At 39.2% G+C, this 25287-nt stretch carries 24 protein-coding genes and 1 riboswitch; of the genes, 6 read left to right on the top strand and 18 right to left on the bottom strand.

The genetic code is table 11. The features are described 5' to 3' along the window. Positions 1 to 47: 47 nt before the first annotated feature. Both MKZ14_RS13670 and MKZ14_RS13675 read right to left on the bottom strand, forming a co-directional pair. Positions 48 to 1091 (bottom strand): beta-carotene 15,15'-monooxygenase, encoded by a 1044-nt coding sequence (locus MKZ14_RS13670; protein WP_339280119.1) that lies wholly within the window; start codon positions 1089 to 1091, stop codon positions 48 to 50. A 98-nt stretch (positions 1092 to 1189) separates the two neighbouring features. Next, complete coding sequence (locus tag MKZ14_RS13675; protein ID WP_339280120.1) at positions 1190 to 2083, bottom strand: AraC family transcriptional regulator; 894 nt, start codon at positions 2081 to 2083, stop codon at positions 1190 to 1192. 106 nt (positions 2084 to 2189) lie between these two features. Here MKZ14_RS13675 and MKZ14_RS13680 point away from each other — a divergent pair, with 106 nt between their 5' ends. Together MKZ14_RS13680 and MKZ14_RS13685 are read left to right on the top strand one after the other, a co-directional pair. Further along, on the top strand, positions 2190 to 3107 hold the full coding sequence (locus MKZ14_RS13680; protein WP_339280121.1) for a DMT family transporter: 918 nt from the start codon (positions 2190 to 2192) through the stop codon (positions 3105 to 3107). Positions 3108 to 3266: 159 nt separating this feature from the next. Further along, the gene (locus MKZ14_RS13685; RefSeq protein WP_339280122.1) at positions 3267 to 4316 is read left to right on the top strand and encodes a Cj0069 family protein; all 1050 of its coding nucleotides are present in this window, start codon (positions 3267 to 3269) and stop codon (positions 4314 to 4316) included. A 30-nt stretch (positions 4317 to 4346) separates the two neighbouring features. Here MKZ14_RS13685 and MKZ14_RS13690 read toward each other — a convergent pair whose 3' ends face one another. The 4 genes from MKZ14_RS13690 to MKZ14_RS13705 form a co-directional block, all read right to left on the bottom strand. Further along, positions 4347 to 4979, bottom strand: a complete 633-nt coding sequence (locus tag MKZ14_RS13690; RefSeq protein ID WP_016993869.1) for a LysE family transporter — start codon at positions 4977 to 4979, stop codon at positions 4347 to 4349. A gap of 114 nt (positions 4980 to 5093) precedes the next feature. Continuing rightward, the gene (locus MKZ14_RS13695) at positions 5094 to 5837 is read right to left on the bottom strand and encodes a hypothetical protein (RefSeq protein ID WP_016993870.1); all 744 of its coding nucleotides are present in this window, start codon (positions 5835 to 5837) and stop codon (positions 5094 to 5096) included. A 90-nt stretch (positions 5838 to 5927) separates the two neighbouring features. After that, entirely contained in the window at positions 5928 to 6380 is a 453-nt protein-coding gene (locus tag MKZ14_RS13700; protein WP_339281018.1) for a methyl-accepting chemotaxis protein, read from the bottom strand. Next, positions 6299 to 7639 (bottom strand): methyl-accepting chemotaxis protein, encoded by a 1341-nt coding sequence (locus tag MKZ14_RS13705; protein WP_339280123.1) that lies wholly within the window; start codon positions 7637 to 7639, stop codon positions 6299 to 6301. Before MKZ14_RS13705 ends, MKZ14_RS13700 begins: the two co-directional genes overlap by 82 nt. A gap of 202 nt (positions 7640 to 7841) precedes the next feature. On the opposite strand from MKZ14_RS13705, the gene MKZ14_RS13710 reads away from it, so the two are divergent. The 3 genes from MKZ14_RS13710 to nspC all read left to right on the top strand — a co-directional run bounded on the left by MKZ14_RS13710 (position 7842) and on the right by nspC (position 10808). Continuing rightward, positions 7842 to 8048, top strand: a complete 207-nt coding sequence (locus MKZ14_RS13710) for a hypothetical protein (protein ID WP_016993871.1) — start codon at positions 7842 to 7844, stop codon at positions 8046 to 8048. Positions 8049 to 8442: 394 nt separating this feature from the next. Continuing rightward, complete coding sequence (locus MKZ14_RS13715) at positions 8443 to 9672, top strand: saccharopine dehydrogenase family protein (protein WP_036076596.1); 1230 nt, start codon at positions 8443 to 8445, stop codon at positions 9670 to 9672. Next, on the top strand, positions 9669 to 10808 hold the full coding sequence (nspC, locus tag MKZ14_RS13720) for a carboxynorspermidine decarboxylase (protein ID WP_016993872.1): 1140 nt from the start codon (positions 9669 to 9671) through the stop codon (positions 10806 to 10808). Before MKZ14_RS13715 ends, nspC begins: the two co-directional genes overlap by 4 nt. 45 nt (positions 10809 to 10853) lie before the next feature. On the opposite strand, the gene MKZ14_RS13725 is transcribed toward nspC, so the two are convergent. From MKZ14_RS13725 to mce, 6 genes are all read right to left on the bottom strand, one after another. After that, positions 10854 to 11735, bottom strand: a complete 882-nt coding sequence (locus MKZ14_RS13725; protein WP_339280124.1) for an amidase — start codon at positions 11733 to 11735, stop codon at positions 10854 to 10856. Between the two features lie 43 nt (positions 11736 to 11778). Next, positions 11779 to 11870, bottom strand: a riboswitch (cyclic di-GMP riboswitch). 137 nt (positions 11871 to 12007) lie between these two features. After that, positions 12008 to 12496, bottom strand: a complete 489-nt coding sequence (locus MKZ14_RS13730; protein WP_016993874.1) for a CheW domain-containing protein — start codon at positions 12494 to 12496, stop codon at positions 12008 to 12010. A gap of 25 nt (positions 12497 to 12521) precedes the next feature. After that, positions 12522 to 13637 carry a M20/M25/M40 family metallo-hydrolase gene (locus MKZ14_RS13735; RefSeq protein ID WP_016993875.1) on the bottom strand — a complete coding sequence of 372 codons (1116 nt, stop codon included), beginning with the start codon at positions 13635 to 13637 and terminating at the stop codon, positions 12522 to 12524. Between the two features lie 133 nt (positions 13638 to 13770). After that, entirely contained in the window at positions 13771 to 14724 is a 954-nt protein-coding gene (locus MKZ14_RS13740; protein ID WP_333005218.1) for a hypothetical protein, read from the bottom strand. Positions 14725 to 14830: 106 nt separating this feature from the next. Beyond that, positions 14831 to 16378 carry an acyl-CoA carboxylase subunit beta gene (locus tag MKZ14_RS13745; protein WP_016993877.1) on the bottom strand — a complete coding sequence of 516 codons (1548 nt, stop codon included), beginning with the start codon at positions 16376 to 16378 and terminating at the stop codon, positions 14831 to 14833. Positions 16379 to 16383: 5 nt separating this feature from the next. Continuing rightward, on the bottom strand, positions 16384 to 16797 hold the full coding sequence (gene mce / locus MKZ14_RS13750) for a methylmalonyl-CoA epimerase (protein WP_004231207.1): 414 nt from the start codon (positions 16795 to 16797) through the stop codon (positions 16384 to 16386). 125 nt (positions 16798 to 16922) lie between these two features. Between mce and prli42 the strand changes: the two genes are divergently transcribed. Continuing rightward, a complete protein-coding gene (gene prli42, locus MKZ14_RS13755) occupies positions 16923 to 17018 on the top strand; it encodes a stressosome-associated protein Prli42 (protein ID WP_009370219.1) in 96 nt (31 codons plus the stop codon). 22 nt (positions 17019 to 17040) lie between these two features. Here the strand turns inward: prli42 and MKZ14_RS13760 are convergent, their stop codons facing one another. The 6 genes from MKZ14_RS13760 to MKZ14_RS13785 all read right to left on the bottom strand — a co-directional run bounded on the left by MKZ14_RS13760 (position 17041) and on the right by MKZ14_RS13785 (position 25222). Beyond that, positions 17041 to 18051 carry an aromatic acid exporter family protein gene (locus MKZ14_RS13760; RefSeq protein ID WP_333005223.1) on the bottom strand — a complete coding sequence of 337 codons (1011 nt, stop codon included), beginning with the start codon at positions 18049 to 18051 and terminating at the stop codon, positions 17041 to 17043. Positions 18052 to 18204: 153 nt separating this feature from the next. Then, positions 18205 to 18645 carry a BrxA/BrxB family bacilliredoxin gene (locus MKZ14_RS13765; RefSeq protein ID WP_004231203.1) on the bottom strand — a complete coding sequence of 147 codons (441 nt, stop codon included), beginning with the start codon at positions 18643 to 18645 and terminating at the stop codon, positions 18205 to 18207. 161 nt (positions 18646 to 18806) lie between these two features. Further along, complete coding sequence (meaB, locus tag MKZ14_RS13770) at positions 18807 to 19904, bottom strand: methylmalonyl Co-A mutase-associated GTPase MeaB (RefSeq protein WP_333005225.1); 1098 nt, start codon at positions 19902 to 19904, stop codon at positions 18807 to 18809. Beyond that, positions 19904 to 22057, bottom strand: a complete 2154-nt coding sequence (scpA, locus tag MKZ14_RS13775) for a methylmalonyl-CoA mutase (protein ID WP_333005226.1) — start codon at positions 22055 to 22057, stop codon at positions 19904 to 19906. Before scpA ends, meaB begins: the two co-directional genes overlap by 1 nt. Next, on the bottom strand, positions 22054 to 23757 hold the full coding sequence (locus MKZ14_RS13780) for a methylmalonyl-CoA mutase family protein (RefSeq protein ID WP_333005227.1): 1704 nt from the start codon (positions 23755 to 23757) through the stop codon (positions 22054 to 22056). The genes scpA and MKZ14_RS13780 overlap by 4 nt, the downstream gene beginning before the upstream one ends. Positions 23758 to 23878: 121 nt before the next feature. Beyond that, the gene (locus MKZ14_RS13785) at positions 23879 to 25222 is read right to left on the bottom strand and encodes a dihydrolipoamide acetyltransferase family protein (protein ID WP_339280125.1); all 1344 of its coding nucleotides are present in this window, start codon (positions 25220 to 25222) and stop codon (positions 23879 to 23881) included. Between the last annotated feature and the right edge of the window lie 65 nt (positions 25223 to 25287).

Below are 25287 nucleotides of genomic sequence, written 5' to 3' on the forward strand. Positions count from 1 at the left end.
TTCTACCTTTCAATTGACTATTTTGTTTTTTATCACTAAGAAAATAGTCAATGATGTTGGCTCATTACCATTCCTTGTACAAGCATTTGTCTAAATTCTTGAGCCTGGTCTGCTTTAATGGCTATGTGACTATAGCGCTTCTTGATTCCTAGCATAAACGTTACTTCCACAGGCTCTTTCATTTTCAAAATAAAATGCGGATAGGCCTCACCAAAATCACGTGCTATAAAGTCTATCGTATCTTTTGATAATTTTCCCTTTAGTTGCTCCTTGTCTTCGATGATTTCAGCAATATGATCAAAACGAATTTCAGTACGTTTCATTAATCCCAGAGATAAGTACAATGTATCATTTGTGACATAAACAGGATTTAGGCGAATAGCCTGCATATCCGCAAGAAAGAAGATTACTGAATAAATATTGAAAACAAGCAACACAACGGAAAGTATTATGGATTTTTCATGTAGCCACCAGTGAATACCGATCGTTTCAATTGCAATCCCATGAATAATCATGAGCTGAAAAGCGATATAGCTGGAATTTTTATGCAAAGTTAAGCCTTGTCGTTCTTGCCTTTTCCAACTCGCGAAACCATAATAAAGCACTAATAAATCGGCACAGATCATCTGAATAACTGGGTGCTTGGGTGCATGTTTTTCTACAGCCTTAGAAAATGAAAAGAGGTCTGGTAAAGAGCTTTCACGCACTTCTCCTAGGATTTTTGGCAGGTATCGTACAAGTGTTGCCACTAGTATAATTTCTAATAGAATAATAGACCCTTCAATCGCAAATCCAGCCCATGTTACTGCCACATATGGCTGAAGGTGCTCCATAGGAATGATCAAACGTGCAGCAATACAGCCTGCTGCGGCTAATAGGATGGCTTGCTTGAACGAAAATTTACCTTTATAAAGCATAAATAGCACAGGCACCACCACAATACAATCAATCAATGAACCCATAACAACACCATTTGTTTCGATAGGTAAAATAGATGTGCCAAATCCTGTGTTATAGAGTGTATAGTTACACGCTAATACCACTAATAATAAGACTAGCCATATATTTTGCTTACTTTTTAAGACCACCATTCACTCCGCCCCCTCTCTACTATTAATTTTACTTTATGCCAAATGGTTCATCTTGTATAGAATTTGCGTATAAAAGATGTTCCTATTTCCATTCACGTTCAATTATTTTTCACACTTAAAAACTTCTTACGATAAACATGTGGCGGGTAGCCAGTGTATTCTTTAAACTTTTCAATATAATAACTGACAGTACTAAAGCCTGTATCCACAGCTATTTCTGTTATCGATAGCTCATTACCTTTCAATAATTCTATGCTTTTGCGCAATCGATATTGGCATAAATAGGTAAACGGTGTCAAGCCCACTATTTTCTTAAAAAAACGACTACATTCAGCGCGACTTATATACACATGGCTAGCTAAATCTTCTAATGCTATTTTCTGCTGATAATGTGCGTGTAAAAAATCTAGCATAGCCTTTGCTCGTTCATGCTGCACAATAGTGGCAGAATCCATTATTTGTTCTGTCAATAAGGATTGGGTTAGCATGGATTCCCAAATAAATAGAAGCTCTCTCCGTACTTTTAGCTCAAAAAAAGCAGCTTGCTCTCGCATTAATTCCGCAATCGTTGCTACCTTCTGTGCTAACTCTCCTGTTAGTTTGACATAAGGTATTCGATTTCTTGTAATATACGGTTCTACATATTTTGAGAAAAAGATACTGCCCTCATGCCCCCCCATTAACTTTGGATCTACATTCACACAATAAACGGTCGCTTGTTCAATTTGATAAGGCTTTGCTTCATGTAAACCTGAGGCATTAATAAAGAGTCCCTCGCCTTGCTTCAATACAAAAACGTCCGTCCCCACTCGATACTGTGCACATCCATTTTTTATAAAAACAAATTGTATTTCTTTATGCCAATGGAGAGGTAGAAAATCCATGCTTTCTAATCGCATAATCGTTTCATACAAGGCAACTGGAAATTCCTTTGTTCCATGCAATGTTAACTCCTGTAAATCCTTGGCAACTTTAATATGTGTTAGTGGCATCTATAACACCTCAATATATTGATATTTTATTGGATTAAATCGATATTTATTTCCACTTAATCACTTTATAATCATCTTATATTGATAGTTTAGGAGATGTAAACAGATGAATCAAATTATCCAGAATAAACGTACACGGGGCTTTCTACTAGTTATTCTTGGAGCAAGTTTCTGGGGAATCGGAGGGACCGTTGCCCAACGACTATTTCAGCAAGACAATTTAGAGGTCGGCTGGCTTGTTTCTAGTCGTTTACTTTTAGCAGGTCTGCTACTAATAGCTATTTATAAAATGACCCATCGGCATGAATCCATTTTCGTCATGTGGCGCACAATGCAAAATGCTTTTAGACAAATTTTATTTAGCTTAATCGGCATGCTTGCTGTCCAATACACCTATATGATGTCAATCGCTATTGGTAACTCAGCTGTCGCCACATTATTGCAATATTTAGCACCACTGTTTATCATGGCTTATTACTTTCTAACGAGGCAAAGTCCATTGACAAAGCAGGATGGTATAGCTGTGTCACTTACACTTGTGGGGACCTTTTTATTATTAACAAACGGTTCTTTTTCAACATTGTCCGTTCCTTTTATGGCTGTGTTGTGGGGTATCTTATCTGGTCTCTCTGTTGCATTTTATACCATTTATGCCGTTCCACTTTTACAGCAATTCCATTCATTATTAGTTGTCGGCTGGTCGATGATCATCGGCGGTATAGTAATGAGTATAGCTCACCCACCATGGGCTATCGATCTATCAGATTGGACGTTTTCAACCACTGTCTATTTTCTCTTTATTGTTATTTTTGGGACAATGCTCGCTTTTTGGTTTTATATTGCTAGCTTGCACTATCTTTCACCAAAGGAGTCGAGCCTACTAGGTAGTCTTGAACCATTAATGGCTGTCATCACAAGTGTTTGGTGGTTAAAAATTGCTTTTGGCGGCTATCAGTTTATTGGTACATTGCTAATTCTACTTATGATTTTATATCTCACAGTATTTCAGAAAAAGCAGCCTTGAAAACAGAAAATTAAGAGATTTATGATTTTAATAGTCAATACCTCCTATTACCGAGATAGTAATATATGAATTTATACATAAAATTTACATATTTCATCTATCTTTTCTCCTTATTTGTCTACTATACTGAACATAACAACAGATATAAGGAGGTATTTTATGGATAAAAAAGTTATTTTTTTCGAGGTGGAAGGCGGCACAGATAAAGGGCCAGATGGCTATCGCCCAGATACAATGCCAATGGTGGAAGCGCTAAAGCAACGTGGACAGGATGCAGAGGTACTCTTCTTTGATATCACAAAAAAGCAGGAAATCTTTCACTACGTGAAGGAACATGGTGTTGCCTATGTATCTCGCATTAACCCAGGCAACTTACAGCATGAGGAAGAGTACTTTGCTATGCTACGAGAGCTATGCCAAGCTGGCGTTATAGGCATGCCACATCCAGACGCGATGATTAGCTATGGCTCAAAAGATGTATTATCAAAACTGACGACAACAAATTTAGTACCTGACGATACATTTGCCTACTACACAATCGAAGCATTTAAAACACAATTCCCTACTTCCTTAGCCTTAACAGAGCGTGTTTTGAAGCAAAATCGTGGTTCAACGGGAGAAGGTATTTGGCGTGTAGAATTGGTGGAACCGCTAGCAGAGGGTATCACTGAAGTGCCACTTGATGCACAAATCAAATGTACTGAAGCAAAAGATAATCATGTAGAATATTGGCAGCTTGGCGACTTTATGACATTTTGTGAGCAGTATATTACGGGAACGAATGGTATGTTAATCGATATGCGCTTTCTTCCAAGGATTACAGAAGGCGAAATCCGCTTATTCATGTTGCGCGATCATCCCGTACACGTCGTACATAAAAAACCAGCTGCTACCGAGGATGCCTTTAGCGCAACTCTATTCTCTGGCGCTCAATACCGCTATGACAAACCTGAAGACTGGCAAGAGCTGGTACAGAACTTTTTAAAGCAGCTCCCTCAAGTAACAAACCTACTAGGCAATTATGATTTACCGCTAATCTGGACGGCTGACTTTATGCTAGACACCAATGAAGTCGGAGAAGATTGCTATATTTTAGGTGAGATGAATTGTTCTTGTGTTGGCTTTACTTCAGAACTAGCATTAGCGCATGAAGTAGCAGAAGAAATTTTAGCCTGTATAAAAGAGCATACTGAGGCTATTGCGCAATAAAAAAAGTGCGATCTTTAGGGATCGCACTTTTCATATATAAATCTTAATTCCTTGTATAAATTCATAGATAAAATAACAAGCAAAACCAATTAATAAGAAGCCTGCGACAATTGTAAATGTCCGAATCATCTTCCGATTCATAGCTTTACGAGTAACCGAGACAATGGTGAGCAGACCGATATCGTGGAGTAAAATTCCACTTAATACACCAGCAGCAATAATTAAAAAGCTCGATGATTCCCCTTGTCCATATGATTTTGCTAGCACTACACCAAATACGTTGACCCAAAAAACAAGATTACCTGGGGAAACAGCCACTAGTAAGCCGTTAAAATAAGAGGCAAAAAACGATTTGGTTACTTTTTCTCCTGCCAATGTAATATCATGGTCAGCGTTCTTGATAGAATCATAGCCTAACAAGAATAAAAAGCCCGCTCCAATAATCCACATAGGTAGTTGAATCAAAGGCATAGCCAAGATGGAGGCTAGTCCCATATACAAAGCAAAAACCAATACAATATCAATGGTCATGCCACCAAGCCCAACTGCCCAGCCGTGCATAAAACCATTTTTGAGTCCTTGCTTTGTCATTTCTACTGTAATAGCTCCTACAGGCATGGCAATGGCAAGTCCTACCAATACATACGCTACATATAAACTCAAAAAAACACTTCTTTCATGTCATCGATAAGCTTCATACGTCCGTTTAGGGTTTCACTATAGCATAATTATACTTAAAAGGAAATAATTATTAATAGTTTAATGTCTTTTTACCTGTTAGAGCATTTGCTTTTTCCATTGCGCTAACAAATCTTTTGACTTCTCCAAATCCAATTTCAATGTGACTTGCTTAGCTGTACAACGTTTTTTAGCTTTCTCCCATGCTTCTTCCAAGGCAGGTAAATAGCTTAAATTTTTTGTCGCTGCTACTAGCTGGAAAAATATATTACCTTGTATATAGTGCCAACGAGGATTCATTCCATCTAGGAGAATTGCTTCTTCAATCAGTCTTAATGCCAAATAAGGGCTACCTTCGTGACGATTTAAAAACTGTGCAAATGCTCCCCAATACAATGCCTTATTAGGCTGCAATTTGATTGCCTCCGCATACTGCACTGATGCCTTGTCCTGTTCTTTTGCAAGGACATAATATTCCGCCATTGTATAATAGGCGTTAGCCTGCGCCTCTATAGGCCCTGCTAAAAGTTCATCGACCACTTTACCAAATTGCTCATCATCCTGACTACCTATATAAGCTGCAAGAACATCTCGTTCTGGATACGAGCCATCTGTACGTTCCACACTTTGCTTTACTTTGTCGTCAGTAGGCTGAGGCATATTTGCATACCCATTTGCCTCTAGCATTGCCACATGCTGCTGAATGACTTGATAAGCCTCTTCTTCGATCGCTGTATCATTGCCCAATATTTCTTTAGCTAGTTGATAACTTTCCTTTACTTGACCACTCAAAAATAGGTCATTGACTTGTTGTACTTGCTCGTTCATTTGTTTTACCACCATTAAAATCCTCACCTTCGCAAAAGAAAAATCTTATTGCTAGTTTACCATTTAAGAAGTATAAGCAAAAGCCAACATGTCCTAATCTTTTTATTATTCTTTTAATTTAAACGCTTTTACATGTTGTTCGAGTGTGTGTGCCATATGATTTGTTTCATTAGAGCCTTGTGCCACCTCATCAATGCTTGCAGTTGTTTGCTGTGCTGCGACGGTAATCATATTCATCGTTTCTTCTATATCACGAATAGATTCTGTTAATTGTTGAATCATTTGCACTATACGTGCAGATTTTTCGTTTTCAGCGGTCATAGCATTAGAAATGGTAATCATTTCTTCTACTGTTGTAGCTACTGCTGTCGAAATATTTCCTAAAGATTGTGCTGTTAGACGCACTGTCTCTGTTCCTTTTTCAATATATTGTGTATTATCATTCGTAGATGACATGACCTGCTGAACATGCTTCATTATATCCTGAATAAGCTGTTCAACTTGCAATACCTCTTGATTTGATTGTTCAGCAAGCTTCCGTACTTCCTCAGCAACAATAGCAAAGCCTTGCCTTGCTCCCCTGCTCTAGCCGCTTCAATGGAAGCATTTAGTGCTAGCAAATTTGTTTGTGATGCGATGTTCGCAATAGACGTAGTAATCGTTTGAATTTTTGTTGCAGATGTAACCAAGTTTTCTACTGTTTGTCGTACCTCACCTGATCCACTGTGAATTAATGCCATATCATTGCTTATATCTTTTGCTAGTCGCTCACCCTCTGTTGCTAATGCCATCGTTTGTCGAGCATTATCAGCACTGTTATTGGCATTACTTTGAATCAATTGAAGATCCTGTGCTAAAGAAGTAAGAACATCTGTCGCATTTTCAGCATGGTGCATCCCTGCCGTTACGGCACTTGTTACCTCTTCGATATTATTGGCGACACCTTGAATGGTATTGCTCATATCGTTCAAGGTGGAAGCGGTTTCATCCGCGTTGTTTGTTAGCGTATTAGAAGTGGAACGCATCGTCATAATCATATTTTGTAAATTGGCTGTCATTCGATTTAATGTGTTCGCTAAATCCGCTACTTCATCTTTACTGTTAATTTTTGTTTCAGGTACAGCTAAATTACCATTGGCAATTTCTTTCGCCTGCTGAATCAGCACACTAATCGGTCTTACTTTACGACGGATTAAAAAGCCTGTAATGATGGAAGCGATTAGCATAGGGAAAATACTAATTAAAATCCCATTTCGTACAACATCCCATGTTCGCTCCTTAACAATATTGGCATCAAAGTCAATGACACTAATGGCAATAATTTCTTTACTGGAATCATGGTCTTTAAAAATAGGGGCATAGCCAGATAAACGGTCCATCCCTGCAAAGGTATAGGGCTGTGAGTATGTCGGATGCTTATGTGTAAGCAACATGTCAATAGCTTCTTCGTCTAAATAAAATTGATCACCAGGTGCATAGCCTTTCTCAGCCAAATGATCATCAAGTGCTATTAATGTGCCATCCAATGATAGTATATATTGTGTTTGGAAAATATCTTTATGACCGGTTGTCCAGTTCAAATCGTTCCCGATGCTTTCCTGTACAGCCTTGTCGCCTTGAATGGCCTTGTCCAATTGTTGAGGATTGATCAAACCTGTCGTAATATTGGCACAGCCATAGGCCTCAACACCAGCAGCATCATAAAGTTTATTGTAAGCAGTTATGTATGTAGCGAACGAAGTAATCCCTAGCATCACCACTAAAATACCAGCGATAATCGTCCCAAGTTGAAAAGTTAATGAATTGCGTAATTTCACGATCCATCCTCTCCCCTTTCTTGTAATAATCTATGAATATTCCTTTTGTTTTTCATCATACTACAAAAAGATGTATTAAAAAAGCATCTTTAATTATTCTAGTAAGATAAAACATTGGATAAAAGTTCTGAATTGTGCGATAATTGAAGTTAATTATCTTGAATCTTGAGCATTACCAATTCATCTAATAGGAGGGCTTGCTATGAACAAACGCTTTCATCTTATATCGATTGTGACAGGAAACTTGTTAACAATAGGGGCCATTTTTATTTATGCCATGCAAAGTCAAGTGGATGTAGCCCTCAGTACGTATGCTCTTGTGATGGGTTTTTTTAGTACTTTGCTTGTGGTTTTCTTCTATATATGGGGGGAAGAAAAACAACAAGTATCCAATCGTTTTCTGAAATAATATGTCTCATTTGCCATTACAAAGATAAAGGTAGCAAGTTTATTGTGATTCCTTCCCTTTCTATATGCAAGGGATTTTTTTATGTAAAGGTCGGTAGAAATGATTTAGTAGCGTGGATCAAAAAGCAAATCGGAAGAGATACTAGAGTGTAGGAAGAATGGAGATTAAACCTTACAAATTATGTGGGTCTATACAACAGCTATTTCAAATATGGCTTCTTAGATTTATTCACGATTCCCTTCTTTTCCGAGGCATTCCCCTCCGTATACGTCTAATTGTTGTAGAAAAATAAAATTTTTTGTAGAAAATTTTAAAACAATGATTGAGTAGTATATCAATTTTCTGTATAATCAGCTTGTTTGACAATACTTTATATGAACTTGGGGGTAGACAATTGGGTAAAGCATTGATTATCGGAGCTGGCGGTGTTGCCAGTGTTGTGGTACACAAGTGTGTTCAAAATTCGGACGTATTTGAGGAAATTTGTATCGCAAGTAGAACTGTTTCAAAATGTGACGCTCTAAAAGAAAAACTAGACGGCGGAAAAACAAAAATTCATACTGCACAGGTAGACGCGGACAATACAGAAGAGGTGATTGAGCTTATTAAAGCTTTCGGCCCAGATGTAGTGATTAACGTAGCCCTACCTTATCAGGACTTAACGATTATGGATGCTTGCTTAGCGACAGGTGTGCACTATGTGGATACTGCAAACTACGAGCCACCTGAAACGGCAAAATTTGAATATAAATGGCAATGGGCTTATAAAGAGAAGTTTGAAAAAGCTGGCTTAACTGCATTACTTGGAAGCGGTTTTGACCCAGGTGTAACAGGCGTTTTCACAGCTCATGCACAAAAACATGAATTTGATGAAATCCACTATATCGATATCGTGGATGCCAATGCGGGAGATCATGGTTATCATTTCGCAACAAACTTCAACCCAGAAATTAACATTCGTGAAATTACAGCGAATGGTCGTTACTGGAAAGAAGGCGAGTGGATTGAAACAGCACCACTTGAGAAAAAAGAAGTGTATAACCTACCTGAAATCGGACCAAAAGATATTTACCTTCTATACCATGAAGAGCTTGAATCACTTGCAAAAAATATCAAAGGTTTAAAACAAATCCGCTTCTGGATGACGTTCTCTGAAAAATACTTAACACACTTAAAAGTATTAGAAAACGTAGGTATGACATCAATTGAGCCAATCGAATTTGAAGGACAAATGATTCAACCAATCCACTTCCTTAAAGCGGTATTACCAGACCCAGCTTCACTTGGACCACGTACAAAAGGTAAAACAAACATCGGTTGTATCATTCGCGGTCTAAAAGATGGCAAAGAAAAAACGTACTATGTGTACAATGTATGTGACCACGAAGAGTGCTACAACGAGGTTGGTTCACAAGCGATTTCATACACAACTGGCGTTCCAGCTATGATCGGTGCAATGCTTGTGATGAACGGTGAATGGCGTAAACCAGGTGTATGGAATGTGGAAGATTTCAATCCAGATCCATTCATGGATGCACTAAATAAATGGGGCCTACCATGGCAAGAAAGCCATAACCCAGAATTATTAGACCTTGATTTAGATGCAAAGGAAATAAGCCGATGAAACCAATTGATTTTTCAAAAGTTCCATCCCCTTCCTATGTAGTGGATGAGCGATTATTAACAAAGAATCTTGAGCTTTTAAAATCAATTCAAGAGCGTACAGGCTGCCGCATTTTATTAGCCCTTAAAGGCTTCTCAATGCATTCAACATTCCCTTTAGTCGGGGAATATTTAGCAGGCATTACAGCAAGCTCACTGCATGAGGCACGACTTGGCTATGAAAAAATGGGCAAGGAAGTGCATGTTTATGCTCCTGCTTATATTGAGCATGAAATGGACGAGCTTCTAGGCTATGTGGATCACATCGTCTTTAACTCATTTAACCAATGGGCACAGTACAAGGACAGAGTAAAATCTGCTGGTAAAACAATTGAATGTGGTATTCGTGTGAATCCTGAGTACTCTGAAATTGAAACAGCCCTTTATGATCCTTGCTACACAAACTCTCGCCTTGGTACAACATTGGCTAACTTTGATAAATCACAGCTTGACGGTATTGATGGCTTACACTTCCATGCGATGTGTGAACAAAATTCTGATACATTAGAGCGTATTATTGAAGTAGTTGAGGAAAAATTTGGTGATGTGTTACACCAAATGAAATGGTTAAACTTCGGTGGCGGTCACCATATTACGCGTGATGATTATGATGTAGAAAAACTTGTGAACATCATTAATTATATTCAAGAAAAGTATAACCTGCTTGTTTATCTTGAGCCTGGTGAAGCAGTAGCCCTTAATACAGGCTACTTAGTAGCAACCGTGCTTGATATTCAAGAAAATGGGATGGATCTTGCTATTTTAGATACATCAGCAACATGTCACATGCCTGATGTACTTGAAATGCCTTACCGTCCAATGATTATTGGTTCTGGACAAGCAAATGAATTAGCACACACATATCGCTTAGGCGGACTAACATGTCTAGCTGGTGATGTGATTGGTGATTATTCGTTTGAACAGCCATTAAAACCAGGTGATCGTCTTGTATTCACAGATATGGCTCATTATTCAATGGTGAAAAACCATATGTTTAACGGTGTCAACTTACCATCTATCGTTTCGTATAACGATGAAGAAGGCATTAAAGTGATCCGTGAGTTTAAATTTGAAGACTACAGTGGTCGTCTGTCTTAATAGCAATAGAAAAGCCCTTCCAGTTTTACACTGGAAGGACTTTTTTTATGGACGCATGGTCATCCAATTCTCCACATAATGAATGGCTACTCCATGAAAAGCATCGTTATTTGAAAAATGTTGCTGAACAAGTATAAGCTGTTCATTCATAAAGGCTTCTCCATTATCATAAAAAGTAATATTTTCCCCTTCCTCTGAAGCGCCTGTTTCTACACCAATTACGATTGATTTATTCACAGTGGAAGCATAAGCGATTTCATGTTCTACAATAGAGATAATATCTTTTGCAGCATCACGATAGGCCATGATCGTCACACTATCCACATGGTCAATGACCCAATCAGCTAATAACCCTTTTCCAAATTCGTTATTATACTGAACTTCATCAAACCAAAATGGCATGTCTACTTCTAAAGTAAGTTGTAACTGACTTGCTTTCTCACTTGCTTTCATTATTAGTGTTTGATAGGATTCTATCGTTTGTGCTTGATGTAAGCTCCATCCACTATTTAAATAAGGTTCTACATCAAGGTGCACTCCAGAAAATTGCTCAGATTCAGTTGAATTCTTATTATATATATGTAACCAATTAAACAATTCATCTTGGCTTCGGCTACCCTCAGCTGAAACCCAGCTTGCAGCACCATCCAATGCATAAATGCGAATACCTTTGTCAGAAGCGTTACTAATAAAATGCTTATAGTCATTGCTCGCTATGCCTTGATCGATTTGCAGATAAACTTTATTGACATCGTTATGTTCTAAAAATAATAATATTTTTTCTTGGTCATCCATGATGAGGGATGTATCCCACAGCCACGTAGCCTTTTCCTGTATAGACATTGCATCAACCTTTCCACTTGATAAAGCTAATGAACTAATCATGATGACGATTAGTGCGGTCCATACTTTTAATTGTCTCTTCATACGAACTAACTCCATTCTACTCGCCACGGCTCCTAGAACAGAACCTGGCAACCTGACAATCTTGCACTGAAATTATAGTGTTTAGACTCATGGCTTTGCGTCCCTCCCTTTCGGTGAAGTTTGCCTTTTTCAGTTTTTTCTTAATCATTATCATACGCGGTTAGCAATGGTTTGTCTGTAGGTATAATGCATAATTGTCACATGTATGATCAGGTAAAAACGACAAAATACAGGTTAAATTTACTATTCAAACATAAAAAAACGTAGAGTGTCTAAGACTCTACGTTTTCCTTTTCATTTTCAAGCATTTTGTGTAAATAATTGATAATCTCACGAATGCCGTCTAATGAATTGACAAGTATTTTAGGATCAACATACGTAATCATTCGGTTTTCAAGATTAGCTACCGCAGTAAAATAGCGTGTTTTACTATAATTGACTAGGCCCAATTGCTGAAGTACTGATTCATCGAAATCAAGAATTTCTCGTGCTTCTGTAACAAGTAATCCATAATTAACCACATCAGTATTCAACACAATGATACGTGCGGTTGATGGATTAGATGAGCGGTTATACAGTATGCGCTCAAAATCTAGAACAGGTACAAGCTCACCACGAATTCTTGTAAAGCCTAGAAGATAGTTAGGTAAATGAGGAATAGGTGTTACATGCTCTAATTTTTCAATTGAAATCGCTTGTTCCACAGGTACGGCGTATTCCTCTGTCCCACAAGCAAAAACGACTGCTTTGACACTTTCCATAGGGTTACACATCCTTACTCGACTGTTAATTTTTCGCCGATTCTTTGACGATTTCTACTAGTAAATCTGCTAATTTTTCAAGTTCTTCTACTGGTATCTTTTCATTCGTTGTATGAATATCCTCATAGCCAACAGATAAATTAACTGTAGGAATGCCAAAGCCTGCGATGACGTTTGCATCTGAGCCTCCACCAGAAATACCTAGTGTCGGAGTACGATCAATATTGCGTGCAGCAGCCATAGCTACCTGAACAACTTTATCAGATTCCGTTACACGGAAGCCTGGATACATCAGCTTCACTTCAACCTCTGCCCGTGCACCTAAAGAAGCAGCTACTTGTTCAAACGTATCTTGCATATGCTTTGTTTGCGCATCCAATTTAGCTTTGTCTATAGAACGTGCTTCTGCCAGGATTGTCACTTCGTCACAAACAATATTTGTTGCTTGTCCACCTTCAAAACGCCCAATATTCGCTGTCGTTTCTTCATCTAAACGGCCTAGTTTCATTTGAGCAATGCATTTTGATGCGACTGTTATGGCAGAAATCCCCTTTTCAGGAGCAACCCCCGCATGTGCCGTTTTTCCAATAATCTTTGTAAAAATTTTCGCCTGGAATGGTGCTGCTGTCACGATGCCACCAACTTTGCCATCGCTATCAACCGCAAAGCCATATTTTGCTTTAATGTTAGCTGGATCTAGCTCTTTAGCGCCAACAAGGCCACTTTCTTCACCAGCCGTAATAATAAATTCAATATCGCCATGTGCAATATTTTGCTCTTTCAAACGTTTGACCATCTCAAATAGAGCTGCTAATCCTGCTTTATCGTCGGCACCTAAAATCGTCGTACCATCAGATACGATATAGCCATCTTCACGCAAAGACGGTTTGATGCCTTTTCCCGGTACAACGGTATCCATATGAGATGTAAAATAGATTGGCTCCACATCCAATGTACCTTTTAATGTGGCAATAATATTACCTGCCCCATGTCCATTACGCGTATGTGCATCGTCTTGAATCACTGAAAATCCAAGTGCAGTTAACTTCTCTACAAGAATGGGTGCTATTAGTTGTTCATGTTTTGTTTCTGAATCAATTTGTACGAGCTCAAAAAACTCTTCTACTAAACGACTTGTCATGTTGTAAAACTCCCTTAGTTTACGTGTTTTTCCACGTTATAGTATACGTATTATTTTAGCACAACGTCAGAAGAGTTGAAATCATTGAACAATACGACCAAAATAAAAAGTCTGAGAACAACTCAGACTTTCCTTAGTGATTGAAAATAAGCTCTTTTTCTTTTTCTAATGATTGTAGGTAGTTGACTGCTTTCTTATGTTTATCCTGTAAGCGCCAAATCGTATTATGTACATCATCCTGAACACGTGAGACCTGTTCCCTTGCTGTTGAAATTTTAGAATGAACAGACCATGCTGAAAAAATATCATCAAAAAAGTAGTCTGCAAACTTAACAAAGCCATCTGTTTCAACATGCAACGATTTCGTAGACATTTCTTGAACATCCAATAATTCATTGTGAAAACGCTGTAACGCAATTTGAGCACTGTGTAAATAGTTTTCTGACTGATCGAGTGCATTATGCTTTAAGTGTGTTGCAATCAGCCCACCACCCAAAAACGTATCCCATGTGGAATACCCATTTGCCGAATGTAAGGAAGCAGCTGCTTGCCCAAGCCTTGTAAGGGCTACTTCTCCCGCTTCCTCCGCCTCTTTAATTTCAGTGATGAGCTGTTTTGTTAGCATTTCCTCAAGTGCTAAATGCTCTAGCCTCTCTGCTTGGGCAGCATCATGAATCTGTAAGTACGCCTTCTTTTGAAGATAAACCTGTTGAAGTGATTGCTGTAACGCTATTTCATCAATTTGGGCTAGCTGGTTCATCACCTGCACGCTGTCCTCTGCTAAATCTGTTTGCATTTTCTTAGCTTCATTCAGCTTTAATTCAAGTACTGCCGCCTTATCAATTTTTTCTGCCCTCAGTTCATCTTGTTGCCCTGTCCACGTACGAATCATATTCATAAATGAGAAACCATCCAATTTATCCAGTTTGGATCGAATTTGTTGGAGTGCTGTTGTATGGTTGTCTATTTCCTGTTGTGTATGTTTAATTTGTCCCTCAATTAACTGATTTTGTTCGTTTAATCTAGATGCTTTTCTAAGTTGTGCATGAATCTTTTCTTGCTCTGTTTGTAATTGCTGCCATTCCATTCATCTCAACTCCTCTTATCTATCAGTACGGATGACAAACAAAAATGTTTCACTTTTTGGCAATGAAAAACCTAGCAACTTTTGAGCTGCTAGGCTTGTACGACTATTATAGAGGAATATTACCGTGCTTTTTCTCTGGACGTGTTTCATGTTTGTTGGACAGCATATCAAGTCCTTGAATCAGCTTGATACGTGTATCTCGTGGATCAATTACGTCGTCTACCATACCGCGAGATGCTGCAACATATGGGTTAGCAAATTTTTCTTTATATTCTTCGATTTTTGCTGCACGAGTTGCTTCAGGGTCATCTGATTTTGCAATTTCACGGGCAAAAATGATGTTAGCTGCGCCAGCAGCACCCATAACAGCAATTTCAGCATTTGGCCATGCAAATACAAGGTCAGCACCAATTGATTTAGAGTTTAAGGCAACGTAAGCGCCTCCATATGCTTTACGTAAAATCACTGTAATTTTTGGAACAGTCGCTTCTGAATAAGCATACAGAATTTTTGCACCATGGCGAATAATACCACCATGTTCTTGTTTAACACCTGGGAAGAAGCCAGAAACGTCTTCAAATGTAATGATTGGGATATTGTATGCATCACAAGTACGAATGAAACGAGCTGCTTTATCAGAAGAATCGATATCTAAGCCACCAGCAAGAACTTTTGGTTGGTTACAAACAAGTCCAACTGATTCACCAGCAATACGTGCAAAACCAACTACTACGTTTTTAGCAAACTCTGCATGTACTTCCATGAACGAACCTTCATCCACTACTTGCTCAACAACTTTACGTACATCATATGGACGTGTTGTTTCAATCGGCACTGTATCCACGATTTCTGGACGGTAGTCATCCCCTTCAGGTCTAGCTTGACGAGGTGCCTTTTCTTTATTGTTTTGTGGTAAGTAGCTTAATAGTTTTTTAATTTCATCAATCGCTGCTTCTTCAGAAGGAGCACGGAAATGAGCATTCCCACTAACCGCATTATTTACTTTCGAACCACCTAAATCTTCAGCGGAAATTTTCTCTCCTGTTACCGTTTCGATTACTTTAGGTCCTGTAATGAACATTTGAGATGTTTTATCCACCATTAGAATAAAGTCAGTAATAGCTGGAGAATAAACAGCTCCACCAGCACAAGGTCCCATAATCACAGAGATTTGCGGGATCACACCAGAATAAATGGCATTTCGGTAGAAGATATGACCATAGCCATCTAATGAAAGAACACCCTCTTGAATACGTGCACCGCCTGAGTCATTGATGCCGATAAATGGTGTACCATTTTTAGCAGCTAGATCCATCACTGTTGCCATTTTTTTCGCATGCATTTCACCAAGCGCCCCACCAAACACTGTGAAATCTTGAGAGAATAAGTATACTGGACGTCCGTTAATTTTACCGAATCCAGTTACGACACCATCACCAGGTCCCTCCATTTTTTCCATGCCGAAGTCTACTGTACGGTGTGTAATAAATGGGTTGATTTCGAAAAATGTACCTTCGTCTAGCAACAAGTCGATACGCTCACGAGCAGTAAGTTTCCCCTTCTCATGCTGCTTATCGATGCGTTCATAGCCCCCACCAAGTTCAATTACCGTTTTACGGTCATACAAGTCATTGATTTTGTCGAACATATCCATACTAATCACTTATCCCCTTTTCCACTTTTATCACATAGTTCATATAACACCCCAAATGAGGATTTAGGATGCATAAACGCAACCTCTGCCCCTCCAGCACCTGGCCCTGGCTCTTCGGATAAGAGACGTACACCTTTTTCACGAAGCTCTGCCATTCGTTCACGAATTCCCGTCACACCAAACGCAACATGGTGAATTCCTTCTCCACGTTTTTCAATAAAACCATGGATGGCACTTTTATCACTCATTGGTTCTAATAGCTCAATTTTCACGTTCCCTGCATCGATAAATGCCACACGAACCTGTTGAGATTCTACTTCTTCCACTTTCATCAACTTTAAGCCTAAAGTTTCTGTATAATATGTAATGCGTTCATCAAGATCGCGCACTGCAATCCCAATATGATCTACTTTCTCCATGGTGACATCTCCTTCTGTTATGGTACATACTCTATTTTACAGACTTTTTTGTCAAAACTCTACTACTTGAGAAATTTTTCAGATTTGCTAAACTATTTATAAGAAAAGAAGGAGCGAACGAGCATATGAGTAATAAAAAATTTCAAAAAGTCGTTATTTATAGTATGATCGCCATTATGCTAATCTCATCTCTAGCATTCGGATTATCTATGATAATTTAAGGCAAAGCACGAGGCGTCCACACTACTGTGGGCGCTCTTTTTTAACCTTTAACCCTTTAAATGACTGCTTTATTTCTAAATACCTGTCCATTTCCTCTATAAACTGATAGAGGGCTGCCTGAGCGATAAATTGCTCATGGCTTTGTGGTAAAGGAAGCTGAGAAAAATCGCGCTTAACATGTTCGAGCTTTTCGCGGTAATGACTAGCCGTATTCCCCGAATGAACATGCTCACCTAGGTCTTGTAAAAAATCTGCCACAATTTCAGCCTCTTGTACTATAACAGGTAATGTCGTCACTTTTGGTAGCACTCTTTCGATAATTTCTAGCTGCTGCTCTCGCATATCGAAATATACATAGTAATCATTTTTACGTCTTGTAAAATGGTTTTGAACATCTTTAAACGCCAATGATTTTGCCTCTTCTAGTGCTTTGATAGCATCGATAATTTCTTGACCGTTCCACAACGTATCTCCTTGCCGTAAATAGCTGGCAATTTCTAAAAAAATCTTACTATATAGCTCCTCTATTTTGACTCTGTAGTAATTTAATTCCTTTTGAATGTCTGGCATATACATATTAATGGCAATCCCTGTTCCATAACCGATAGCCATCAACGCTAATTCATTATAAACAAGTGTCAATGAGTACCCTTCAGCAGCGTAAATATGCATAATAATCACGACACTGGAGATAAATCCATCCGCAACCTTTAAAGATACAATGGTAGGTATAAAGAATATAAGCATGCCTGCTAGTGTAAGTGGATGGTAAGCAAATAACTCAAAGCTTACAAAGGCAAAAAGCATTGCTACAATACTTGCAACTAATCGTGTATAGGCTGCATAAATGGATTTCTTTTTTGTTGGCTGCACACATAATATGGTTAGAATCCCAGCAGATGCATATGAGGCTAAATCAAAATACTGTGCAATGGCAATGGCGATGGCCGCACCAATTGCTGTTTTTAAAGTTCGATAGCCGATTGAAAACTTCTTCAGGCCGACTGCCTCCCATCCTTTAGTACTCTTCACGCATTCAGCTAATTATTTAGCCAATATTACAAAAATTTTAACAATAATGAAACTAGCTATACATGAGGATCAGTAGGAAGCCTACATAGATAGCATGATCTATTTAGGCTTTTCTACTTGATTGAAAATGATTTTTCTTATGCAAGAATGGACTTAAAGCTCGTCACAATATTCTTCAAAGTTTGCTTGTAAATTTGTTACAACTGACATTGGGTCATGCCCTTCAATTTCATAACGTCCAACTTCTGCGACAACTTGTCCGTCTTTTAATAGAACGAATGATGGTGATGAAGGTAAATGATCTTCTCCAAAATGGTAACGTGCTGCTGCAGTTGCTTCTTTATCTTGCCCTGCAAACACTGTTACTAAATGATCTGGACGTTTATCATAATGAACGCATTGTGCCGCTGCTGGACGAGCGATTCCACCCGCACAACCACATACTGAGTTCACCATTACTAATGTTGTACCTGGACGAGCAAACGCCTCTTCCACGGCTTCTGGTGTTGTTAGTTGTTCATAACCAGCTGCCTCAATTTCAGCACGTGCTGTTTTTAAAATTTCCTGCATAAATAAATCGTAATCCATATTCATATAGCGATAGCTCCTTTCAAGTTTGCGCCAATTTAGTTCTATTTCATATAGTAGGTTTTTGACGCTTATCCATCTCTTATCATAGCAGTTTGCAAGCAATTTGTGCACCTACTTGCTCAACACATTTCAGTTGAAATTACTACGATTTCAATATGACTCGTTTACTTGTCTTCCTGCTCCTCGCTAAATAAACGATCAACACCTTGTGTAACTGTCAACTGTCCACTTAAAATTTGACGTTCAAGCTGTTGTACTTGTGCTTTACGTTGCGGGTTTCCATAAAATAGATCAATTAAATGATCGGTAATCATCGATTGGAACCACTCTTTTGTTTGTTGTTGGCGTCGGGTAGCCCAATAGTGATTTGCTTCTACGATTTGCTTGAATTCCCCAATTGTTTCCCAAACCTTATCAAGTCCTCGTTTTTCTAGTGAACTAACAGGCATGGCAGTTGACATCCAACCAGGTGTAGCTGGCTGTAAAAAGTGCAAAATTTGTTTATACTCTGCAACCGTTTTTTTAGCCAGACGAACATTATCACCATCCGCCTTATGCACGACAATTGCATCTGCTAATTCCATGATGCCTTTTTTCATGCCCTGCAATTCATCCCCCGCTCCTGTTAAAACAAGAAGCAGGAAGAAGTCAACCATGCCACGGACATAGGTTTCACTTTGTCCGACACCAACTGTTTCAATTAAAATCACATCATAGCCTGCTGCCTCACAAACTAACATGGTTTCCCGTGTTTTTTTGTGAACACCCCCTAGGGTACCTGCCGATGGCGATGGACGCACAAATGCACTAGGCTTCTTAACGAGCTCCTCCATACGCGTTTTATCGCCAAGTATACTTCCTCCTGATAGAGAAGAACTTGGATCAATGGCAAGAACAGCAACTCGTTTCCCCATGTCACACAGCATTGTACCGAAAGCCTCAATGAATGAGCTTTTTCCTGCCCCAGGCACACCTGTTATGCCAATTCGGATACTATTTCCTGTATGTGGAAGAAGCTCCTGCAATAGTTCTTGTGCCTGTACTTTATGGGTAGCGTTTGAACTTTCAATGAGGGTAATGGCTTTTGATAAATGTGTGCGAGAGCCCGCACATACTTGTTGTGCAAGCTCTCCTACATTTAGAGTGTCTGCCTTTTTCTTTCGGAACTTTTTGGGTGTACCATATTGCATCCCGTCGTGAGTCGCCTCTACTCCGTCCATGACAAATAGCGCACTTTCTTCCATTCCTTTATTTTTGTCCATTATTCAGACACTTCCTCATAGCCTAAACGTTTGTAGATTTCTTCAATAATTTTTTGTGCGGATACAGGAATCACTGTACCTGGTCCGAAAATAGCTACTGCACCGGCATTATAAAGGAAATCATAATCTTGTGCTGGTATAACACCACCCACAATAATGATAATATCTTCACGACCTAGTTTTTCAAGCTCAGCTATCAATTCAGGCACCAATGTTTTATGTCCTGCAGCTAGTGAAGATACGCCAATGACATGAACATCATTTTCAACAGCCATTTGAGCTGCCTCAGCAGGCGTCATAAATAGTGGTGAAATATCTACGTCAAAGCCTAAATCAGCATAACCAGTTGCGACAACCTTCGCGCCGCGGTCATGTCCATCTTGTCCCATTTTAGCAACTAAAATACGTGGACGACGACCTTCATTTTCAAGGAATTCTTCTGTCATTTGTTTCACTTCCGCAATTTGCTCCTCATCAGAGAAGTTAGCAGAGTAAACACCAGAGATCGAACGAATGACCGCTTTATGACGACCAGAAACAGCTTCAATTGCATCAGATATTTCACCTAAAGAAGCACGAGCGCGCGCTGCATCCACTGCCACCGCTAGCAGGTTTTCTTGTCCATCTTGAGCAGCCTTTGTTAAGCGAGCTAAATGCTTTTGAACTTCCGCTTCATCACGAGCTGCCTTCATCGCTTCTAAACGTTCAATTTGTTTTTGACGAACAATTGTATTATCGATATCTAAAATATCGATCGGCTCTTCTTTTGCTAAGCGATACTTATTCACGCCAACAATCGTTTCTGTTTTAGAATCAATTTTTGCTTGTCGTTTTGCTGCGGCTTCCTCAACCTTCATTTTTGGAAGGCCCGTTTCAATCGCTTTAGCCATACCACCAAGCGCTTCTATCTCTTCGATTAACGCCCAAGCAGATTTCGTAATTTCTTCTGTTAATTTCTCTACGTAGTACGAACCACCCCATGGATCAATGACTTTTGTCATCGCTGTTTCTTCTTGTAAAAATAACTGTGTATTACGCGCGATACGTGCAGAGAAATCAGTTGGAAGGGCAATTGCTTCATCCAGTGCATTTGTATGAAGGGATTGCGTATGTCCCATAGAAGAAGCATTTGCTTCGATTAATGTACGTGCAACATTGTTAAATGGATCTTGCTCAGTTAATGACCAGCCAGATGTTTGGGAATGCGTACGCAGCGCTAATGTCTTCGGATTTTTCGGATTAAACGTAGACATCATTTGTGCCCAAATACGACGTGCTGCACGCATTTTAGCAACTTCCATGTAATAGTTCATACCAATTGCCCAGAAGAACGATAGGCGAGGCGCAAATGCATCAATATCAATACCTGCTTTTAATCCTGTTCGTACATACTCCAAGCCATCTGCTAATGTATAGGCAAGCTCAATGTCATTTGTTGCGCCTGCTTCTTGAATATGGTAACCAGAAATTGAAATAGAGTTAAATTTCGGCATATACTTCGCTGTATATTCAAAAATATCTGCGATGATTTTCATTGACATAGCTGGTGGGTAAATGTATGTATTACGCACCATGTATTCTTTTAAAATATCATTTTGAATGGTACCTGCTAATTGATCTGGCGTTACCCCTTGTTCCTCTGCTGCCACAATATAGAATGCAAGAACGGGTAATACCGCACCATTCATTGTCATTGAAACAGACATTTGGTCTAACGGGATTTGATCGAAAAGGATTTTCATATCCTCAACTGAGTCAATCGCAACCCCTGCTTTTCCTACATCCCCTGTTACACGTGGATGATCAGAGTCATAGCCTCGATGTGTTGCTAAATCAAACGCGACAGAAAGACCTTTTTGGCCCATTGCTAAATTTCGTTTGTAAAAGGCATTGGATTCTTCAGCAGTCGAGAAACCTGCGTATTGGCGAACCGTCCATGGACGTGCTACATACATAGTAGGGTATGGTCCACGTGTATTGGGTGCAATCCCTGCTACATCATTTAGATGTTTAGCCTCTTTAATATCTTCTTTTGTGTAAATATCTTTAATTTCAATTCCCTCATTAGTCATGAACTTATCTTCAGACGCTTGAGGTGCTTCAGCTGTTAACACCTTTTCTATTTCTACTGCATTAAAATTTGGCTTGCTCATCGTTGGACCTCCTTCATGCTCGCAAACACGGACAGTAATTTTTCAATGATGTTTTGTCCGGCGAAAATAAAGCCGTTTAAGCCATTTGCTAACCAAGCTTCTTCTTCGTCTTTAAATTTGCCCGCCACATCTATAAGCACATTCGCTGGTTTTTCAGCTAAAATAGCTGATACAAATGCTTTTGTATCATCATCATTGCCTGCAATCACTACATACTTAGCCTCTGTCGCCTTCAGCCAAGCTACTGCCTCTTCTACAGTTGTCACTGGCTCACTTTTTTCTGGTTCAAGACCCACTGTGTTTAAGAAGCCCGCTACAAAATCTGCGCGTGGTTTAGAGCTTTTTAATGATCCTAATGCTAAAATACCTGTTTTTACATCTCCTGCTGTCATGTCTGCACGTAAATCCTCAAATGGAGCAGCGATACGCTTAATATCAGCAAATAATGGATTTGTATCCTGTTCAAGAATATCAGCTGGATTGGCATAAATATTCGTTCCAATTAATGATTGCTTACGTGTTTGGGCAGCTTTGATGCGTTTTTGATAGGATGCTTCCACTTCTTCTGCAAGCTTGCCAGAGGCTGTATATTCATCGATACCGCCAGCTGCCTGGATGTCTAAAAATAGTGCCCATGCTTCTTTCACAAAATCTGCTGTTAACGACTCGATAAAGTAAGAGCCCCCTGCTGGATCTTTTACTTTTAAGACATTTGTTTCTTCTCTTAAAATTAATGACACATTACGGGCGATACGAACGGATTGATCCGTAGGCTTCGTTAGCACGTCATGTGGATGAACTGTAAAGAGATCAGCACCACCGATTAAACCAGAAAGCGCTTCATTTGAAGAACGTAATAAGTTCACATACACATCTAATTTAGAAAAACTTCTTAATGATGTTTCAGCAACAGTAGGGATTTTGATATGATCTGTTACGCCATAAGCGGATGAGAACGCTTTCCAAAGTACTTTAAAAGCACGTAGTTTTGCAATCTCCGTAAAGAATTGTGTATCAATGGCAAAAGATACAAAAAATTTCTTCGAAAACGCTTCAAAGCTTTCTTCTTGTTCTGCAAATTTGGCTGCTAATGCAAGTGCATAGGCTAATTCTTGGACAGCGTTAGCACCTTCATTATGATAAACCGTTGTGTCTGCACTGACTGAGCGCACGTTCGGAAATGCAGTCAAAGTGATAGGGTCTTTTGAAATAATGTAACCTTTAATGGCTTCTTGTTGATCTACTGGAATGTTGTCGAATACTGCTAATAACGGGTCTTTTGAATTTTCAATAGTAATTTTAAACGAATATTCTGAGAAATATGATGCTAATTTGACCAATACTTCTTCTGTCCAAGCAAAGCTCACTCGGCTATCAATCGTAATAACTTCATTGCCTCGAGCCAAGCTATCCTCAAGTTGTGCAAAAAAAGCTTCGCTTGAATCAGCGTGAATTTGTTGTGCCACCTGAAATACTTGATCATTTTGTAGGGAACGGATTGTGGCAACTTGTAAATCAAGCTCTTCTCCAAGCTTAGCTACTAAACTTTCTTGCGTGTAAAGCGGCTGTAGTGTAACACCTTCAATTGTTTTTGTGAATAGTGACTCAAATGGTTTCCCTTTTAAAGCTTTGATTGCTGCATCTTGCCAGTCTGAATAGGCTGGTATTTCAAATTCAATATTTTTCATGTTGTTTGACATGCGGACGCTTAATCAGCTTCCCCCCTTAGTAGTTTCTATTTGTTATTCTACATGACAAATTGCGACTCGAAAAGCATAAAAAAAATCGGAAACCCTTATACAGCAGGTTTCCGACGAGTCATCAGTAGACTGACGTTGAAGATTTATTGGTATTTTCGAGTATTTCTTTTACTCTATTTAGGAATTTACCACAGACAAGTCCATCAAGTACACGATGATCTAATGATAAACATAAATTCACAATATCACGTGCAGCAAACATTCCACCTGGTAAAACAACAGGTTTTTTTACAATACTTTCCACTTGTAGAATCGCTGCTTGTGGGTAATTGATAATGCCCATTGATTGAACAGAACCAAATGCACCTGTATTATTCACTGTAAATGTACCACCAGTAATGTCATCCATTGCTAATTTCCCTGTACGAACTTTGATAGCCAGTTCATGAATTTCTTTAGCAATTCCTTTAATGGATTTTTCATCTGCGTGTTTTATAACAGGTACAAATAAGGCATCATCCGTTGCTACTGCAATCGAAATATTGATGTCATGTTTTTGAATGATTTTATCTCCCGCCCACATCGAATTCAGCATTGGGAATTCCTTTAAAGCTTGAGCAACCGCTTTTACAAAGAAGGCGAAATATGTAAGATTAAAGCCTTCTTTTTGCTTAAATTCATTCTTTAAGCTATCACGATAAGTCACTAAATCTGTTACATCCACTTCCATCATCATCCAAGCATGTGGCGCTTCATGTACACTTTTCACCATATTATTCGCAATGGCACGACGGATCTTCGTCACTGGAATTTCGATATCTCCTGGATGAATAGGTTGTACAGGTGCAGCTGCTTTTTCCACTTGTTGCTGTGGTGCTGGAGCTGCTGTAGGTGCTGATGTTGTTTGAGCGGTTGGAGCTGCTTGTGCTACATCATTTGCCGTTGGGATATTACCTGTTTCAATGAGCTTTAACAGGTCTTTTCGTGTAATACGACCACCCTCGCCAGTACCTGTTACAAGGTCTAAAGCTATATCATGCTCCTGCGCAAGTCGAAGAACAGCTGGTGAGTAACGTACTTTACCTGTACGTGCCTCTTTTGGTGCAGCTACAGGGGCTTTTACTTGCTGTGGTGCCTCCTGTTTCTTTTGAACACCTGCATTTAAAATAGCCGTACTTACCGCTGATTTTTTTTCAGGTGGCGGTGCTGGTAATTCACCTTCTCCCGCTATTTCAATCGAGCAAACGACTGCTCCAACTGGTAATGTCTGACCTTCTTGCGCAAGTAGCTCGGTGATAACCCCTTCAAATGATGAGGGGATTTCAGCATTTACTTTATCTGTAACAACCTCTGCTAATGGATCATACTTTTTAACTGTATCTCCAGGCTTTACAAGCCATTTTTCAATTGTACCTTCTGTTACACTTTCGCCGAGCTGTGGCATTGTAATATTTTGAACCGACATCCTTTATTCCTCCCATCAATTAAGCCTAGGCGTCATTGTACCTGATGCAGCGCTAAAAACATTAA

Origin of the sequence: Lysinibacillus sp. FSL P2-0066 (assembly GCF_037969495.1) — a bacterium.
GTDB lineage: Bacteria > Bacillota > Bacilli > Bacillales_A > Planococcaceae > Lysinibacillus > Lysinibacillus boronitolerans.

What these genes read in the sequence shown, in the direction of transcription:
- MKZ14_RS13735 (WP_016993875.1), bottom strand. Translation starts at nt 13,637, where the DNA reads ATGACAAGTCGTTTAGTAGAAGAGTTTTTTGAGCTCGTACAAATTGAT.
- nspC (WP_016993872.1), top strand. Translation starts at nt 9,669, where the DNA reads ATGAAACCAATTGATTTTTCAAAAGTTCCATCCCCTTCCTATGTAGTG.
- MKZ14_RS13765 (WP_004231203.1), bottom strand. Translation starts at nt 18,645, where the DNA reads ATGAATATGGATTACGATTTATTTATGCAGGAAATTTTAAAAACAGCA.
- MKZ14_RS13680 (WP_339280121.1), top strand. Translation starts at nt 2,190, where the DNA reads ATGAATCAAATTATCCAGAATAAACGTACACGGGGCTTTCTACTAGTT.
- MKZ14_RS13740 (WP_333005218.1), bottom strand. Translation starts at nt 14,724, where the DNA reads ATGGAATGGCAGCAATTACAAACAGAGCAAGAAAAGATTCATGCACAA.
- scpA (WP_333005226.1), bottom strand. Translation starts at nt 22,057, where the DNA reads ATGAGCAAGCCAAATTTTAATGCAGTAGAAATAGAAAAGGTGTTAACA.
- MKZ14_RS13670 (WP_339280119.1), bottom strand. Translation starts at nt 1,091, where the DNA reads ATGGTGGTCTTAAAAAGTAAGCAAAATATATGGCTAGTCTTATTATTA.
- mce (WP_004231207.1), bottom strand. Translation starts at nt 16,797, where the DNA reads ATGGAGAAAGTAGATCATATTGGGATTGCAGTGCGCGATCTTGATGAA.
- MKZ14_RS13725 (WP_339280124.1), bottom strand. Translation starts at nt 11,735, where the DNA reads ATGAAGAGACAATTAAAAGTATGGACCGCACTAATCGTCATCATGATT.
- MKZ14_RS13685 (WP_339280122.1), top strand. Translation starts at nt 3,267, where the DNA reads ATGGATAAAAAAGTTATTTTTTTCGAGGTGGAAGGCGGCACAGATAAA.
- meaB (WP_333005225.1), bottom strand. Translation starts at nt 19,904, where the DNA reads ATGGACAAAAATAAAGGAATGGAAGAAAGTGCGCTATTTGTCATGGAC.
- MKZ14_RS13745 (WP_016993877.1), bottom strand. Translation starts at nt 16,378, where the DNA reads ATGGATATGTTCGACAAAATCAATGACTTGTATGACCGTAAAACGGTA.
- prli42 (WP_009370219.1), top strand. Translation starts at nt 16,923, where the DNA reads ATGAGTAATAAAAAATTTCAAAAAGTCGTTATTTATAGTATGATCGCC.
- MKZ14_RS13730 (WP_016993874.1), bottom strand. Translation starts at nt 12,496, where the DNA reads ATGGAAAGTGTCAAAGCAGTCGTTTTTGCTTGTGGGACAGAGGAATAC.
- MKZ14_RS13710 (WP_016993871.1), top strand. Translation starts at nt 7,842, where the DNA reads ATGAACAAACGCTTTCATCTTATATCGATTGTGACAGGAAACTTGTTA.
- MKZ14_RS13695 (WP_016993870.1), bottom strand. Translation starts at nt 5,837, where the DNA reads ATGGTGGTAAAACAAATGAACGAGCAAGTACAACAAGTCAATGACCTA.
- MKZ14_RS13780 (WP_333005227.1), bottom strand. Translation starts at nt 23,757, where the DNA reads ATGTCAAACAACATGAAAAATATTGAATTTGAAATACCAGCCTATTCA.
- MKZ14_RS13675 (WP_339280120.1), bottom strand. Translation starts at nt 2,083, where the DNA reads ATGCCACTAACACATATTAAAGTTGCCAAGGATTTACAGGAGTTAACA.
- MKZ14_RS13785 (WP_339280125.1), bottom strand. Translation starts at nt 25,222, where the DNA reads ATGTCGGTTCAAAATATTACAATGCCACAGCTCGGCGAAAGTGTAACA.